This is a genomic window from Rhodococcus sp. CH91, from assembly GCF_022554085.1.
GTDB lineage: Bacteria > Actinomycetota > Actinomycetes > Mycobacteriales > Mycobacteriaceae > Rhodococcus.
This window is the reverse complement of sequence record NZ_JAKFYR010000023.1, coordinates 1-15,349: the sequence shown is the minus strand read 5'-3', so window position 1 is coordinate 15,349 and position 15,349 is coordinate 1. Positions and strand designations below refer to the sequence as shown.

Below are 15,349 nucleotides of genomic sequence, written 5' to 3'. Positions count from 1 at the left end.
CTGGTCAGGGGTGTTGCGACGACCGGTTGAATCCGCCCAGTATCGAGCCGTTCGCTACACCCAGCGTCTTGCCGAGGCCGGCGCGGTCACCTCGGTCGGCAGCCGCGGCGATTCGTACGACAACGCTCTCGCCGAGGCATTCAACTCGCTGTTCAAAGCCGAACTGGTCCGCAACAGGGGCCCGTGGAAGTCGATCGACGATCTCGAAATCGCCGAGTACATCGACTGGTTCAACCACCGCTGCCTGCACGGCGAGATCGGGATGATCCCACCCGTCGAAGCCGAACAGTCCTACTACGATTCACATACTCCCGTCGGAACAACCGAGCGGGTCATCGAGAGCCTCCACTGAACCCGGGGCGCAACACTCTCGCTCTGCTAGTCATGTCCAGATCGTAGGGATAGTTGTCCCATTTGTGGGGAACTCGCGGCTCACGCTCTGGGGCCGCGCCGCAGGTCATGGCAGACACATATGAAGATAATCTGTGAACCGAGAATGATCCCGCTCTGTTGCCCGTCCGTCGGATCGTCGACGCCGTAGTTCTTCTTCGGCTAGCGGTTCGGGGCGTAGTGATCCCGCGGATAGTGCCCCGTGGAGTGGTGGACTTCGGATCGGCTCTATCGCCCATGTGTTTCCACCGCGCATGTTCGTTGACGAGCACCGCCGACTCTTCCCGATCCGTCAGTCTGTAAAGGCGTGTCCTGTCAGTCTTTGCTGCATCTCGACATCGGCCGACGCCGCAGACCGCGACGGCCCACAGCACCGAGGCGGACGTGCCGATGATGAACTGCTCCGACGCGTTCGGCTCGCGCAGTTCCGGATACCGGGCCAGGCCTTTGACGGCCATGACGACGGCGATTCCTTCGGGCCGGCCGGCGAGGATCGAGGCGGTGACCGCTGCGCGTTCGAGGACTCCGATCACGCGGCCGCCCCGGAGCGGACCCGGGGGAGGGGCGGGCGTGGGACCGGCGTCGGGTTGTCGGTGAGCGATCCGGAAGGCCACGAGGACGGCCGGTCCACCTCCCGTGATCGCGGCAGCTGTGGTGAGGACGAGAGTGGCCGCGAGGGCGACGCCGTGGACCGGATCGGTCGCGGTGGCTGCGAGCGCCGCGCCGGCGAGACCGGCGGTGCTCAGCGACGCTGCCGACCATATCGGCAGGCCGGGACGCAGGGCGAGGGTGGGCGCGAGGGCTGCGACGGCCAGGCATATCAGGGAGACGACGGTCAACGATCGGCCCTTCCCAGGAGGCGGCGGACGAGTTCTCGTCCGGCGAGCTCCGCCTGCCAGCCGGCGGTGGCGAGACGTTGGGATACGGCTTGCTTGCTGATGCCGAGCCGTTCGGCTGTCCGGGCCTGGGACAGGCCACGGCGGGCGAGATCGACCGCCTGGTGTCCCTGCGGGGACCGGCGCAGCACGATCGTGGCGAGGAGGGTGAGGGCGGCATCGACGTCCGCTGCTGCCGTGAGGTCGTCACCTTCGGCAGCGACCTGACCGGGTGCATTCTTGGCGCGTTCGACAGCGGTACGGGCGTGCTCGAAGGCGCGTCCCCGGCCGGCGCGGGTCTGTTCGGGAAGCGGGGTCTCCACCGGTCCGATGCCCAGGCCGATGCTCCATCGCTCCCGGCGGAGCAGTTCGAGGACGAGATCGACGACGGTGTCCGGGTCGTCCGCCACCGCCTGTACTTCGTCGCCGGCAGTGCGGTCGAAGAGGCGCACGAGCGGTAGGTCGGGCAGGGAAGCGAGAAGTTCGCCGACCCGGTCCACGTCGCGACGGCTTCCGCGCTGGTCGACGGTGAGTACGAACACCGGTCAAGTTTGAAGGCTTGATACGGAGAAATCAAGCCTCAAGGCTTGATCGGGGTGTCGGAGAGGCGTCACCGACCGCATCGAGCGCGGAACCCGCCGGGACAGGAAGGCGTGCCTCGAGGAGGAGGCCGGCCACACCGAGAGCGATGCAGACCCCGGTGATCACCATCAGCGCAGGATCGGCCTGCCCGGTGAGGGCGTCGCCGAGCAGCACGACGGCCACGGTCCCCGGCAGAATGCCGATCACCGTGGCGAGGGTGTACGGCAGCAGTCGTACCGCGGACACCGCGCAGCAACAGTTCACGACGAAGAACGGAGCCGCCGCGATCAGCCGCAGCGAACCGACCGCGAGCCATCCCCGTCGAGCCAGACGCAGATCGATCGCCTTGGCCGCCGGATGTGTCAGTCGTGCCTCGACGGCCTTGCGACCGACCGACCGCATGAGCAGGAAGGCCAGTACCGCGCTGACCGTGGTGGCGGCGACCGTCACCCCGATTCCGACAGCGCTGCCGAAGAGCACCCCGGCGCTGAGCGTGAACACCGTGCGCGGAACAGGCGCGATCGTCACCAGAGCGTGAACGGCGAAGAACGACAGCGCCAGTGCGGGCCCGTCCACCGATTCGGACCACTGCCGGATCTCTGCGACAGACGGATGAGGCATCACCAGCGCCACCACGACCAGCGCCGCCAGTAGAGCCAGGATGCCGAGCACTCTGCGGTCTCCGGCCAGCCTCGTCACGGGGATTCACAGTACCCCGACGGTGCGGGTGCTCCCCCCGGACGGAGCGGCGGAGGCGGCACGATACCGTACGCGATGGACCGAACGTTATCGATCGCTAGCGAAACTGTGGTGATCCCCACAACGGCCCTGCGGTGTGTGGGGATAGCATCACAGCAACGGCAACCTAACCTTTTCGAGGTTGTCCCCTCCGGCCGACAACGCCGTCCGTACAAAGCCTGCAAACCCGCAGTAGGAGGAGTCGCACGTGTCATTAGCTGCAGAAGCCGAGGATGCCGCGCGCGCATATGCGCAGTGGCAGGACGCGGTCGCGGGGGTGCTGGCCAAGTCCCGGCGCGTCGAACCGGCCGAACTCGGCCCGGAGCCGCAGCGTCTTCTCGAGACCACGACCTACGACGATGTCACCGTCGCCCCGCTGTACAGCAGCCGGGACGAGCGTGACGAAGCGCCGCTCCCGGGTGAGTTCCCCTTCGTCCGCGGCGGCTCGGCCACCCGCGACGTCAACAGCGGATGGCTCGTCGACGTCCGGTTCACCGGCACCGATGCGGCCTCGGTCAACGAGCGGATCCTCGATGCCCTGAACAACGGGGTCAGCTCGGTGTGGCTCGAGGTCGGTGCCGGCGCCGTCCCCGTGGATGCACTCGACACCGCACTCGACGGCGTGCTGCTCGACCTCGCTCCCGTTCGTCTCGATGCCGGCGCCGACGTTCTCGCCGCGTCCACCGCCGTGTACGCCGTGCTCGACTCGCGCACCGACATCGAGGACCGCGCCGCCGTGCGCATCTCGCTTGGGGCCGCCCCGCTCACGAGCGCATTCTCCGGCCGCACCGATGTCTCTCTCGCCGAGGCCGTCGAGGCGGCCCGCGCTGCTACCGAGCGCACCGAGACGGTGCGTGCGCTCACGGTGGACGGCACCGCTTTCCACAACGCCGGTTCGTCCGACGCGGAAGAACTCGGTGCCGCGATCGCCGCCGGACTCGACTATGTGCGCGCACTCGTCGATGCCGGACTGCCGGTCGCCACCGCGCTCGGACAGATCGAGTTCCGCCTCGCCGCCACCGACGACCAATTCCAGACCATTGCGAAGTTCCGCGCCGGACGCCAGGTGTGGGCGCGAGTCGCCCAGGTCGCCGGCGCCGCCGAGGCCGGTAACGCCCCGCAGCATGCGGTGACCTCGGCAGCGATGATGGCCCAGCGCGACCCGTGGGTGAACATGCTCCGCACCACCCTCGCCGCGTTCGGTGCGGGAGTCGGCGGTGCCGACGCCGTCACCGTCCTGCCGTTCGACGTCGCACTGCCCGCCGGTGTGCTCGACGTGTCCGAGGCGTTCTCCGCCCGCATCGCCCGCAACACCCAGCTGCTGCTGCTCGAGGAATCCAATCTCGGCCGGGTGCTCGACCCCGCTGCCGGATCCTGGTACGTCGAGGAATTGACCGCGCAGATCGCCGCTAAGGCCTGGGAATTCTTCCAGCAGATCGAAGCGGCCGGCGGATACCGCGCTGCCCACGACGCGGGTCTGATCGCCGGCCGGATCGCGGACACACGAGCTCGCCGCGAGTCCGACATCGCTCACCGCACGTTCTCGGTGACCGGAGTCAACGAGTTCCCGAACCTGGCCGAGAAGCCGTTGCCGATCGGCGCTGCCGAAGCCGGTGCGTTCGCTGCCCGTTACGCCGCGCCGTTCGAAGCCCTGCGGGACCGTTCGGACACCTATCTCGCCTCGCACGGCGCGCGGCCGCGGGTGCTGCTCGCTCCGCTCGGACCGATCGCAGAACACAATGTGCGCGCGACCTTCGCGGCGAATCTGCTCGCCGCCGGCGGCATCGAAGCGATCAATCCCGGACCGCTCGATCTCGACGCCGACCTGTCCTCGCTGGTGAGCGAAACCGGAACGTCCGTCGCTGTCCTGTGCGGCACCGACGCGCGTTACGGCGAGCAGGCCGGCGCGGCCACGGCCGCACTGCGTACGGCCGGCATCGCGACGGTGCTGCTCGCGGGACCCGAGAAGGCCGTGGGCGACGCACAGGGCGACGACCGTCCGGACGGATTCCTCACCGCGCGTATCGACGCAGTCGCCGCCCTCACCGACCTGCTGAACACTCTGGGAGCGTAAGTGAGCATCGAACACGAAATCGGCAGCTTCGCCGACGTCCCGTTGACGGACCCGGCAGCGCCGGCGCCCGCCGCTCCCACCGCGGAGCAGGCCGCCTCGCTCGTCGAATCCGTCGCCGAGGCGAACAACTACACCACCGAGGACGTCGTGTGGTCCACCCCCGAGGGCATCGACGTCAAGCCGGTCTACACCAAGGCCGACCGTGACGCCGTCGTCGCCGAGGGGTACCCACTCGACAGCTATCCGGGCCTGGCCCCGTTCGTGCGCGGTCCGTACCCGACGATGTACGTGAACCAGCCGTGGACCATCCGCCAGTACGCGGGCTTCTCCACGGCCGCGGAGTCCAACGCCTTCTACCGGCGCAATCTCGCCGCCGGTCAGAAGGGCCTGTCGGTCGCTTTCGACCTCGCCACGCACCGCGGCTACGACTCCGACCACCCGCGTGTGCAGGGTGACGTCGGTATGGCCGGCGTCGCGATCGACTCGATCCTCGACATGCGTCAGCTCTTCGACGGCATCGACCTGTCCCAGGTGTCGGTGTCGATGACGATGAACGGTGCAGTGCTCCCGATCCTGGCGCTGTACGTCGTCGCGGCGGAAGAACAGGGTGTCAAGCCCGAGCAGCTGGCCGGAACCATTCAGAACGACATTCTGAAGGAGTTCATGGTCCGCAACACCTACATCTATCCGCCGAAGCCGTCGATGCGGATCATCTCCGACATCTTCGCGTACACGTCGTCGAAGATGCCGCGCTTCAACTCGATCTCGATCTCCGGCTACCACATCCAGGAAGCCGGCGCGACGGCCGACCTCGAACTCGCCTACACCCTCGCCGACGGTATGGAGTACATCCGCGCCGGACTCGACGCGGGCATGGACGTCGACAAGTTCGCTCCGCGCCTGTCGTTCTTCTGGGCGATCGGTATGAACTTCTTCATGGAGGTCGCCAAACTCCGTGCGGGCCGGCTGCTGTGGAGCGAGCTCGTCGAGAAGTTCGGTGCGAAGAATCCGAAGTCGCTGTCGCTGCGTACCCACTCGCAGACCTCCGGCTGGTCGCTCACCGCGCAGGACGTGTTCAACAACGTCGCGCGCACGTGCGTCGAGGCGATGGCCGCCACCCAGGGCCACACCCAATCGCTGCACACCAACGCGCTCGACGAAGCCCTGGCCCTGCCCACGGACTTCTCGGCACGTATCGCCCGCAACACCCAGCTGCTGCTGCAGCAGGAATCGGGCACCACGCGCCCCATCGATCCGTGGGGCGGCTCGCACTACGTCGAGTGGCTCACCCACGAACTCGCGAACAAGGCCCGCGCCCACATCGCGGAGGTCGAGGCCGCCGGCGGTATGGCACAGGCGATTTCGGAGGGTATCCCGAAGCTGCGTATCGAGGAGGCGGCCGCCCGCACCCAGGCGCGTATCGACTCCGGACGCCAGCCCGTCATCGGTGTCAACAAGTACCAGGTGACCGAGGACCACGAGATCGAGGTCCTCAAGGTCGAGAATTCGCGTGTACGCGCCGAGCAGATCGCCAAGCTCGAGAAGCTCCGCGCCGAACGCGACGAGGACGCGACCCGCGCCGCACTCGAGGCGCTCACCCGCGCCGCCGGCGCGCAGAGTCAGGGTCTCGAGAACAACCTGCTGGCACTGGCCATCGACGCCGCGCGCGCGAAGGCCACGGTCGGTGAGATCTCGGACGCTCTCGAGCAGGTCTACGGCCGCCATCAGGCCGAGATCCGTACGATCAGCGGCGTGTACCGCGACGAGGCCGGCAAGGCCACCAACATCACCGCCGCGACCGAACTGGTCGAGAAGTTCGCCGAGGAGGAGGGTCGTCGTCCTCGCATCCTCGTCGCGAAGATGGGGCAGGACGGTCACGACCGAGGCCAGAAGGTGATCGCCACGGCCTTCGCCGATCTCGGCTTCGACGTCGACGTGGGACCGCTGTTCCAGACCCCCGAGGAGGTCGCCCAGCAGGCGGCCGACAACGACGTGCACGTCATCGGTGTGTCGTCGTTGGCTGCGGGTCACCTGACGCTGGTTCCTGCCCTCAAGCAGGCGCTCGCCGAGGTGGGCCGCGAGGACATCATGATCGTCGTCGGCGGTGTCATTCCGCCCGGCGACTTCGACGAGCTCTACGCGGCGGGAGCGGCGGCGATCTTCCCGCCCGGCACCGTGATCGCGGAGGCGGCGAGCGGTCTGCTGACCAAGCTCGCCGCGCAGCTCGGCCACAGCCTCGGAGGCTGACGTCGGTATGAGCGACACCTCGGTCGACGCCGCACGGATTCGCCGGCGTCCGGTCGACGTCGACGCCCTCACCCGGGCCGTGCTCGCCAACGAGCGGGCCGGCCTCGCGCGGGCGATCACGTTGATCGAGTCGACTCGCGACGACCACCGGGAGCAGGCGCAGCAGTTGCTGCTGCGCCTGCTCCCGCACGCGGGCAACGCCATTCGTGTCGGTATCACGGGTGTTCCCGGGGTGGGCAAGTCGACCTTCATCGATGCCCTGGGCATGTATCTGCTCGAGCAGGGGCACCGTGTGGCGGTGCTCGCCGTGGATCCGTCGTCCACCCGCACGGGTGGTTCGATCCTCGGCGACAAGACACGCATGGCCCGTCTGGCGGTGCAGCGCGAGGCGTACATCCGGCCGTCGCCGTCCGCCGGCACCCTCGGCGGGGTCGCCAAGGCCACGCGCGAGACCATGGTGCTGCTCGAAGCGGCCGGTTTCGACGTGATCCTGGTCGAGACGGTCGGCGTGGGACAGTCCGAGGTGACCGTCGCGAACATGGTCGACACCTTCTGCTTCCTGACGCTGGCCCGTACCGGGGATCAATTGCAGGGCATCAAGAAGGGGGTGCTCGAGCTCGCCGATCTGGTCGCCGTGAACAAGGCCGACGGTGAGCACGAGCGCGACGCGCGCGTCGCGGCACGGGAACTCGCGGGCGCGATGCGCATGGTGCATCCGCACGACGCGATCTGGAAGCCCCCCGTGATCACCATGAGCGGCCTGACGGGCATCGGTCTGGACACCTTCTGGGGGACCGTCCTCGATCACAAGAAGGTGCTCACCGAAGCGGGCCTGTTCGAGGAGAACCGCCGCCGGCAACAGGTGGACTGGACGTGGACGATGGTGCACGACCAGCTGTTGCGTCGTCTCGAGACCTCGCCGCGTGTCCGGGAGATCCGCAAGGACGTCGAAGCCGGTGTGCGTGACGGTTCGCTCACCGCTGCGCTCGCCGCGCAGCGACTGCTCGACGCCTTCGACGGTGTCGTCCGGTCCGAGGACGACACCACCGATCCGGAGAAGTAGCGGTGAGCCGCCGAGCGACCGCGTCCGCCCTCTTCGGGGTGTTCGCGCTCGTCGCGGTGGCGCATCTCGTGGCCCAGCTCGTCGCGGCCGAGTCCACTTTCGTCGATGTCTCGCAGTGGTTGCTCATGCCGCTGCTCGCGCTCGGGCTCGCGCTGGCAACGCCCCTGCCCCGCGGGCGTCTCGTCACCTTCACGCTTGTGGCACTGGGCTTCTCGTGGGCGGGTGATCTCGCCCCGGACCTCGTCGACGGCGACGCGTCGTTCCTCGTGCTCGTGGGTTTCTTCGTGTGCGCTCAGATCGTGTACATCGTCGCGTTCCTTCCGTACCGGCGCGACAGTGCGCTGCACACGCGACCCTGGGTGGTCGCTGTCTACGTGGCGGCGGTGGTGGCGCTGACGGCGGTGTGTGCGTCCGGCGCGGGCGTCCTGGTCGTGCCGGTCGCGGTCTACGGAACGTGCCTGGCCGCGATGGCGGTGCTCGCGACCGGTGTGTCGCGCTCGGTGGCGATCGGCGCGCTGCTGTTCGTCGTGTCGGATTCGTTGATCGCCGTGCGGGCTTTCGTGGACGGGATCGAACTGCCTGCAATGGGTTTCTGGATCATGGCCACCTATATCGCGGCGCAGGTGGCGATCGTGCGCGGCGTCCTCACCGCGCACGATCGGGGCGGACGGTCCTACAGGTCGAGCAGTTCCTTGGCCACGGCCACGGACGTTGGTGCGTCGAGCGACGGATAGTCGCCCCACTGGCCACCGGTGACCGACACCTCCACGTCGGGGAGATGGACCTGGGTGACCGAGACGGCAGCGACCGAGACGGCCTCACCCATCGTGTAGGCGATTCCGCCCGCAGCCTCGATCTCGGCGTCGGGGACCAGTTCGAGACCGCCGGTTTCGAGATCGCCGGCAGACGGTACGGTTCCGGTTCCGGGGGCCAGCACGATCTCCACCGATCGGATCTCGTCGAGGTTCGTCGCGCTCTCCGGTGTCTCCCACGAGCAGTAGATGCTGTACTCGTCGACACCGCTCGACGAGCGCAGCGTCAGGCCGTCGATGTAGGGCGCAACGGCAGGAGCGACGTCCTCGCAGCTACCGAAGCGGGTGAGGATGTCGGCACCGAGTCCGGACTGTCCGCTCGCCGAATCGGCGGCAAGGGTAGCGGTATCGGCGTCCGGGGCGGAGCCGTCGCCCGCGTTCTCGTCGCCGCCGGAGGTACAGGCACCGACGAGCAGAACGCCGGCGAGGGTCGCGGATGCGACCGCGTAACGGGAGGGATTCACACGGCGCATCGTAGCGTCGGTACGCCCGTTATGTGATCTTGGTTCCGGTTCGGTGGCCGGCGGGCATGACGGCGTGGGCTACAGGCCCAGCAGCTGCTTCGCGACCGCGACGCCGCCTGCGGGATCGAGTACCGTCCCGGGGTCCCGTCCGCCGACGGTGATCGACACGGAAGCCTGAGGAAGTTCGACACCCGTGGCGGTGAAGGCCGTGCCCGCCATGCTGATCGGCATACTGTGCGCGAAACCTCCTGCGGCCTCGATCCCGGCGTCGGGGAGCACCACGAGGCCGGTCTTCGCCGCATCGGCGGGTGTGACGGTCTCGGGTTCGACGACCACCTCGACGGATCGGATTCCCGTGGGCGGCTCACCCTCGCGTGCTTCCCACGAGCAGTGCACCCGCTGTGTGCTCACGATGCCGCCGGGTGCGAGGGCGAGTCCGTCGATGTAGCGCTCGAGAATGCCTCCGACGGTGTCGCAGGTGGGATAACGCTGCACGACGGCCACCAGATACGGTGATTCGGTGGTGGTGGCCGTCGTCGAGCCGACGTCGGCGGCGTTGCGGATGTCGACTGTGGAATCCTCGCCGGACGAACAACCGGCCAAGGCCACGCTCACGGTGAGAACGGCGAATGCACTCTTATGTATTCGGGTTTGTCGCACCCGGGCATGATAGCGATTATCCGGGCCGACCGGGAGTCTGCGGTGGCGGAGCGGAATCCGGGCGAGATTCGTTGTGGCCGGACACCTTCCGCCATCAGATGGCCCGTCCTCCGGCGGCGGAATCGGTGACCTCCCGCAGCGTCGGCGGCGTCGGCCCGGCGATCGGGCCCAGAGATCCGCTCTCCTCGGCGCGAGTGAGGCGCGAACGCTTCCAGGACACGACCAGCAGGGCGGCCCAGGCGGCGACGATCCCCAGGTAGAGCACGGCCACTGCCGCACCGGAGATCCCGAACGTCCCGGCCAGCTTGTGCGCGTTGGTCAGCACGATGACACCACCGACCGCGGTTCCCAGCAGCGTGGCCGGCACGCGGCTGACCAGCCAGGCCGCCAACGGCGCCGCGATCGCACCGCCCAGGGCGAGACCGGCGACGATCACGAGATTGCCGAGCGATTCGTGGCCCAGACCGAACAGGAACCCCACGCTCGCCGCCACCGCGACGAGGAACTCCGATGCACTCACCGATCCGATCACGGTGCGCGGTGCGGTCTTTCCGCGTGAGAGCAGAGTGCTCGTGGTGATCGGCCCCCATCCGCCGCCACCGCTCGCATCGACGAAACCACCGAAGAATCCCAGCGGGGAGAGGAATTTCGCTGTGTGCGGGGAGGTCCGTGCGTGCGCGATCGCGGGGGGCCGCACGGAGAAACGCAACGCCACGTACACACCGATCGCCAGCAGGATGCCGGCGGTCACCGGTTCGGCGGCCTCGGTCGACAGGCCCGAGGGCACCGTCGCGCCCAGGAACGCCCCCACGGCTCCGGGCACACCGAGCCGCAGCACGACCTTCCAGTCGATGTTGCGGAAACGCCAGTGCGATGCGCCGGAGACGAGCGTGGTGCCGACTTCGGCGAGGTGCACCGCCGCGCTCGCGTGCGCCGGGCCGACGCCGCTCAGCAGCAGCAGGGTGGTGGCGGTGACGCCGAACGCCATGCCGAGGGCACCGTCGACGAGCTGTGCACCCGCGCCGACGAGGGTGAAGATGAGCAGGTTGAACATGCAGTTGCTCCGAAGGCTGGAAGAACCCGAAAAGGTGGACGAGCGACGAAGCGCTCAGCAACACTCCCGGGTGCAACACAGACAATCGAAGCAGGCGCCGCGACGGGTGGGCCAGAACGACATGAGCGCGAGGCGAGCGGCCGGAGCCATCTCGATTCCCGTCGCATCCATGCTCGTCGTCCTCGACTCTCGTTCTCCGTGGGCTGGTTCGGACCGCTCGAGCATAGCCCGTCCCTGAGACGGGCGACACCCGGCGGGTCGTCTGCTCCCACCTGCCGGGGGAGCAGACGATCGGGTTCAGTCCAGCCGGCGGGCGGTGATCTCGAAGCCGGCGGCGCGTAACCGGTCGGTGAGTACATCGCCGAACGCCACCGCCGGGGTGAGCACGCCGCCGCCGGGGTGCAGTGCGGCGCCGCCGAGCGCGAGCGAGAGGGCCGACTCGGCGAGCATCACCGCGGTGGCCTTGTATCCCGGATCGCCCTGTGCACCGAAACGGGCCGTGTAGCGCGCACCGGATTCGGTCGAGGCATACAGGTCGACCGTGAAGTATCCGTTCTCGCGGGTCTTCTCCGAGGGCCCTTCACCGGGCGCCGGGAGGATCTTGTCGAGCACGAAGCGCGTCGGAGGGAACGACAGTCCGGCGGCGAGGGCGCCCGTGCCGACGGCGACGAGTCCGGCGAGGACAGGAGACAGCGGCGACGCGCCGACGCTCATGACTTCCCGGTAGCGGAAGCGCCGCCCGTAGCCCCAGTCGCGTAGCGCATTGCTGCGGCGCACGATCCGCGTGTTGTAGGAGGCCATCACGAACGGTGCCATCCGGCCCGCGAGTTCGGGGGCGATGGACTTGCCCTCGACCATCGCGAAATCGTTCTGGCGGCCGAGATCGGGTTCGCGGTCCGGATCGGGCGACAACGAGTACGGCCGGATCGCGATCCTGCGGGCCTCGGGATCCTTGCGGATGGCGTCGAGTTGCCGGCGGAGCGAATCGATGGTTCCGCCGCTGACACCCCCGCGCAGCGAGGTGAGCACGTAGGTCGTGTCGGTGAGCGGCAGTGCATCGTCGGCCTCGGCTGCTCGGTAGAGGGCGTGTACACCGAGATCGGACGGCACGGAGTCGAAGCCGCACGAATGGACGATCCGGGCTCCGGTACGCCGGGCCACCTCGTCGAAGCGGTCGATGCTCTCGCGATGGAAGAGCACTTCGCCGGTGAGGTCGACGTAGTCGGTGCCGGCCTCGGCGCATGCCTGGACGAGGGGCAGACCGTAGGCGGCATAGGGGCCGACGGTCGTGATGACCACGCGGGTGGACTCGGCCAGGGCGGTGAGCGAGGCCGGATCGTCGGCGTTCGCTTCGATCAGCCGCCAGTCGGTCCCGAGGTCGGCGGCGAGCTTCTCGAGTTTGGTACGCGAACGCCCCGCGAGTCCGACGGCAATGCCGGCGGGCAGGTGCTCGGCGAGATAGGCGGCGGTCAGACGCCCGACGAAGCCGGTGGCGCCGTAGACGACGATGTCGAGATCCCGGGAGACAGTCATGGGGCCCACCCTACTCACGAGTAAGTCTTCGGGGCGAGCTTCGTCACACGACTTCGACGCCACAGCACGGCCCACGAGACGAGAACGCACGCCGCGGCAAGGAGGCGAACGGCGCCGAGCGCGGACTCGGGATAGACGACCCCGGTCAGATAGTGGTCGATGAACCCGCTCGGTGGCAGGCCTTCGGCTCCGGCCCTGCGGCGCGCCCAGTTCTCCACGGTGGTCAGCGGGCAGTCGAACCCGACGAGCACCGACGCGCCGCCCCAGGACACGGCGAGTACGTGCGCACGGATCGTGCGTGGCCACCGCCACGCGAGGAAGCCGCCGAACGCGACGTAGAGCACGAACAGCAGATGCACGGCAGCGGTGAGGTCGGCGACCACCCGGAACGCCATGCGACCAGCGTAGAACGCCTCGTCACCGCCCGACAGGCTCAGCCGGTTGAATTCTCCCGCCGGCTCAGCCGGCTGAATTCTCCCGCCGGCTCAGCCGGCCTTGATCACCAGGACCGGGACCGGAGATTCCGCGATCAGCCGCTGCACCGCCCGCTCCACCAGGAACTTCCCGGTGGCGGTACGGCCTCGGCTGCCGACGACCACGCGCTCTGCGCCACTGCGATCCAGAAGCTGGACGGTCGTGCCCACCGGATCACCGTCGTGGACGGCCGACAGCAGTTCCCAGCCGTGGGGACCCGCCACCTCGCCGATCTGCGCCCGTACGGTGTGCACCTCGTCGGGCTCGTCGAGGGGGTGAAGCACCACCAGCGACTGCCGCCGGTCGGCGGCCTCCCGCACGGCGGCCTGCAGGGCACTACGACCCTCGGGGGTATCGGCGTGGACGACAGCGACAGGCATGACTCTCCTCGAGCGGGGACCGGGCGACGACATCCATTATCGCCGCCCTGCGAAGGTCGGGGCACGAACCGGGGCTGGTGACACCCCATCCCGTCCGTCACCAGGGGGCAGGCCGGAAATCCTTGAGGAAGCAGCCGTACAGATCCGTACCCGTCTCACCCTGCACGATCGGGTCGTAGACCCGTGCGGCGCCGTCCACGAGATCCAAGGGAGCGTGGAAGCCCTCCTCCGCCAGGCGCATCTTGGTGTGGTGCGGTCGCTCGTCGGTGATCCACCCGGTGTCGACCGCCGTCATGAGGATGCCGTCGGTCCGCATCTCCTCGGCGCTGGTGCGGGTGAGCATGTTCAACGCCGCCTTGGCCATGTTGGTGTGCGGATGTCCCGCGCCCTTGTAGCGGCGACCACCGAACTGTCCTTCCATCGCGGAGACGTTCACGACGTACTTCCGCCGGGCGGGGGAGGCGGCGAGCGCCGGCCGCAGCCGGTTGACCAGGATGAACGGCGCCACCGAGTTGCACAACTGCACCTCGAGCAGTTCGAGCGGCTCGACCTCGCCGACGGTCTGCACCCAGCTGTTGGTATCGACGAGATCCGGGAGCAGACCCCCGGCGTCGACGCCGACCCCCGCGGCGACCCGTTCGGGTGTCGCGGAACCGGCGACGAGCGCCAGCGAGGTCAGCGACTGCGCGGACAGTTCCGGCGGCAGTGAACCCGCCAGTGCCGCCGGGTGTGCGTCCGACGGCTTGCCGAAGGTCAGGATCTCGGGTCGCGGCCCTGCGGGCAGCGGCTCGGACTCGGCCTCGGCGAGGGCGGAATAGGCGCCGGGGGAGCGCCGCACCGTCTGCGCGGCGTTGTTGACGAGGATGTCCAGCGGGCCCTGGGCGGCGACGTCGTCGGCGAGGGCGACCACCTGGGCGGGATCGCGCAGATCGATCCCGACGATGCGCAGCCGGTGCAGCCAGTCGCCGCTGTCCTCCATCGCGGAGAACCGCCGGATCGCGTCGTTGGGGAAACGGGTGGTGATCGTCGTGTGGGCGCCGTCGCGCAGCAACCGCAGCGCGATGTACATCCCGATCTTGGCGCGTCCGCCGGTGAGCAGGGCACGCCGGCCCCGCAGATCGGTCCGTGCGTCGCGCTTGGCGTGGTTCTCCTCGGCGCACGAGGGACACAGCTGGTGGTAGAACGCGTCGACGCGCGTGTACTTGTTCTTGCAGATGTAGCACTGCCGCGGCCGGAGCAGGGTGCCGGCGCTCGCGCCGCGCGCCGAGGAGGTCAGCGGCAGACCGGCGGTCTCGTCGTCGATGCGGCTCGGGGAGCCGGTGGCGGTCGCGGACAGCACCTCGCGATCGGCGACGACCCGCTGTTTCCGCGCCTCGTTGCGCCGCAACTTCTTGAACTTCTTGAACATGTGCCCCACTGCGCGCTGCACGATGAGGGCGTCGGGATGATCGGCGTCGAGACCGGAGGCCTCGTCGAGCACCTTCAGACAGAGTGCGAGTTCGGTGGGATCGATGCGGGTGTGACCGGGCGTCTCGGCCGCTGCGGTGGGGTCGCTGTGGAGGTGCATATGCCTTTTTTCGGTGTCGTGCGGTAGCCCTGATCGTATCGGGCAGGATGATCGTGTTCGCATTCCCTATGAGCTACCGGAGGAACGATGAGTCCGAACTCACCCCTGTCCAAGAAGAAGTTCGCGGAACTGAGCCGTCCGAAGCAGGCGCTCGTGCTCCTGCTCGCGTCGCTGCAGCTGTCGCTCGCCGTCGCCGCATGGGCGGACCTGGCGACCCGGCCGGCCGAGAAGGTCAACGGCAGCAAGCTCCGCTGGGCGCTGACCATCGCGGTGAACTTCTTCGGGCCGATCCGGTACTTCCGCAAGGGGCGCCGGGACTGACCCGGGCAGTCCGGCACGGACTCCGGACGACCCGAAGGCCCCGAACCGAATCGGTTCGGGGCCTTCGGGTTTCGGAGTGTCCGAGGGGGGACTTGAACCCCCACGTCCGTTAATA

General features: G+C 68.5%; 15 protein-coding genes and 1 pseudogene. 6 read left to right on the top strand and 10 right to left on the bottom strand.

The features are described from left to right. The coding region (locus MOM01_RS22830) for an integrase core domain-containing protein (protein ID WP_241387731.1) at positions 1-352 on the top strand (352 nt) is incomplete at its 5' end. A 376-nt stretch (positions 353-728) separates the two neighbouring features. Here the strand turns inward: MOM01_RS22830 and MOM01_RS22825 are convergent. From MOM01_RS22825 to MOM01_RS22815, 3 genes and pseudogenes are all read right to left on the bottom strand, one after another. Then, positions 729-1,172: pseudogene (locus tag MOM01_RS22825) on the bottom strand (hypothetical protein); the annotation flags it as partial. Positions 1,173-1,225: 53 nt separating this feature from the next. Continuing rightward, the gene (locus MOM01_RS22820; RefSeq protein ID WP_241387730.1) at positions 1,226-1,807 is read right to left on the bottom strand and encodes a hypothetical protein; all 582 of its coding nucleotides are present in this window, start codon (positions 1,805-1,807) and stop codon (positions 1,226-1,228) included. Positions 1,808-1,838: 31 nt separating this feature from the next. Next, positions 1,839-2,519, bottom strand: a complete 681-nt coding sequence (locus MOM01_RS22815) for a TVP38/TMEM64 family protein (protein WP_241387732.1) — start codon at positions 2,517-2,519, stop codon at positions 1,839-1,841. 274 nt (positions 2,520-2,793) lie between these two features. Here MOM01_RS22815 and mutA point away from each other — a divergent pair, with 274 nt between their 5' ends. From mutA to MOM01_RS22795, 4 genes are read left to right on the top strand one after another with little or no spacing between them, the layout of a single operon-like run. Beyond that, positions 2,794-4,659 carry a methylmalonyl-CoA mutase small subunit gene (gene mutA, locus MOM01_RS22810; RefSeq protein ID WP_241387729.1) on the top strand — a complete coding sequence of 622 codons (1,866 nt, stop codon included), beginning with the start codon at positions 2,794-2,796 and terminating at the stop codon, positions 4,657-4,659. Further along, positions 4,660-6,906 (top strand): methylmalonyl-CoA mutase, encoded by a 2,247-nt coding sequence (gene scpA / locus MOM01_RS22805; RefSeq protein ID WP_241387728.1) that lies wholly within the window; start codon positions 4,660-4,662, stop codon positions 6,904-6,906. Between the two features lie 7 nt (positions 6,907-6,913). Beyond that, positions 6,914-7,969: a methylmalonyl Co-A mutase-associated GTPase MeaB gene (gene meaB, locus MOM01_RS22800; protein ID WP_241387727.1), complete on the top strand. Its 1,056-nt coding sequence runs from the start codon at positions 6,914-6,916 to the stop codon at positions 7,967-7,969. A 2-nt stretch (positions 7,970-7,971) separates the two neighbouring features. Continuing rightward, entirely contained in the window at positions 7,972-8,703 is a 732-nt protein-coding gene (locus MOM01_RS22795) for a lysoplasmalogenase (protein WP_241387726.1), read from the top strand. On the opposite strand, the gene MOM01_RS22790 is transcribed toward MOM01_RS22795, so the two are convergent. The 7 genes from MOM01_RS22790 to MOM01_RS22760 form a co-directional block, all read right to left on the bottom strand. Further along, complete coding sequence (locus MOM01_RS22790) at positions 8,643-9,254, bottom strand: hypothetical protein (RefSeq protein ID WP_241387725.1); 612 nt, start codon at positions 9,252-9,254, stop codon at positions 8,643-8,645. The two genes, MOM01_RS22795 and MOM01_RS22790, sit on opposite strands and share 61 nt — an antisense overlap. A 69-nt stretch (positions 9,255-9,323) precedes the next feature. Next, complete coding sequence (locus tag MOM01_RS22785; protein WP_241387724.1) at positions 9,324-9,860, bottom strand: hypothetical protein; 537 nt, start codon at positions 9,858-9,860, stop codon at positions 9,324-9,326. 139 nt (positions 9,861-9,999) lie between these two features. Continuing rightward, positions 10,000-10,959 (bottom strand): sulfite exporter TauE/SafE family protein, encoded by a 960-nt coding sequence (locus MOM01_RS22780; RefSeq protein ID WP_241387723.1) that lies wholly within the window; start codon positions 10,957-10,959, stop codon positions 10,000-10,002. A gap of 297 nt (positions 10,960-11,256) precedes the next feature. Further along, positions 11,257-12,492: a saccharopine dehydrogenase family protein gene (locus MOM01_RS22775; RefSeq protein ID WP_241387722.1), complete on the bottom strand. Its 1,236-nt coding sequence runs from the start codon at positions 12,490-12,492 to the stop codon at positions 11,257-11,259. A gap of 14 nt (positions 12,493-12,506) precedes the next feature. After that, the gene (locus MOM01_RS22770) at positions 12,507-12,887 is read right to left on the bottom strand and encodes a DUF2784 domain-containing protein (RefSeq protein ID WP_241387721.1); all 381 of its coding nucleotides are present in this window, start codon (positions 12,885-12,887) and stop codon (positions 12,507-12,509) included. Positions 12,888-12,977: 90 nt separating this feature from the next. Next, a complete protein-coding gene (locus MOM01_RS22765) occupies positions 12,978-13,346 on the bottom strand; it encodes a universal stress protein (RefSeq protein WP_241387720.1) in 369 nt (122 codons plus the stop codon). 97 nt (positions 13,347-13,443) lie between these two features. Then, the gene (locus MOM01_RS22760) at positions 13,444-14,913 is read right to left on the bottom strand and encodes an SDR family NAD(P)-dependent oxidoreductase (protein ID WP_241387719.1); all 1,470 of its coding nucleotides are present in this window, start codon (positions 14,911-14,913) and stop codon (positions 13,444-13,446) included. A gap of 87 nt (positions 14,914-15,000) precedes the next feature. Between MOM01_RS22760 and MOM01_RS22755 the strand changes: the two genes are divergently transcribed. Next, positions 15,001-15,234 carry a PLDc N-terminal domain-containing protein gene (locus tag MOM01_RS22755; protein ID WP_241387718.1) on the top strand — a complete coding sequence of 78 codons (234 nt, stop codon included), beginning with the start codon at positions 15,001-15,003 and terminating at the stop codon, positions 15,232-15,234. The last annotated feature ends 115 nt before the right edge of the window (positions 15,235-15,349 follow it).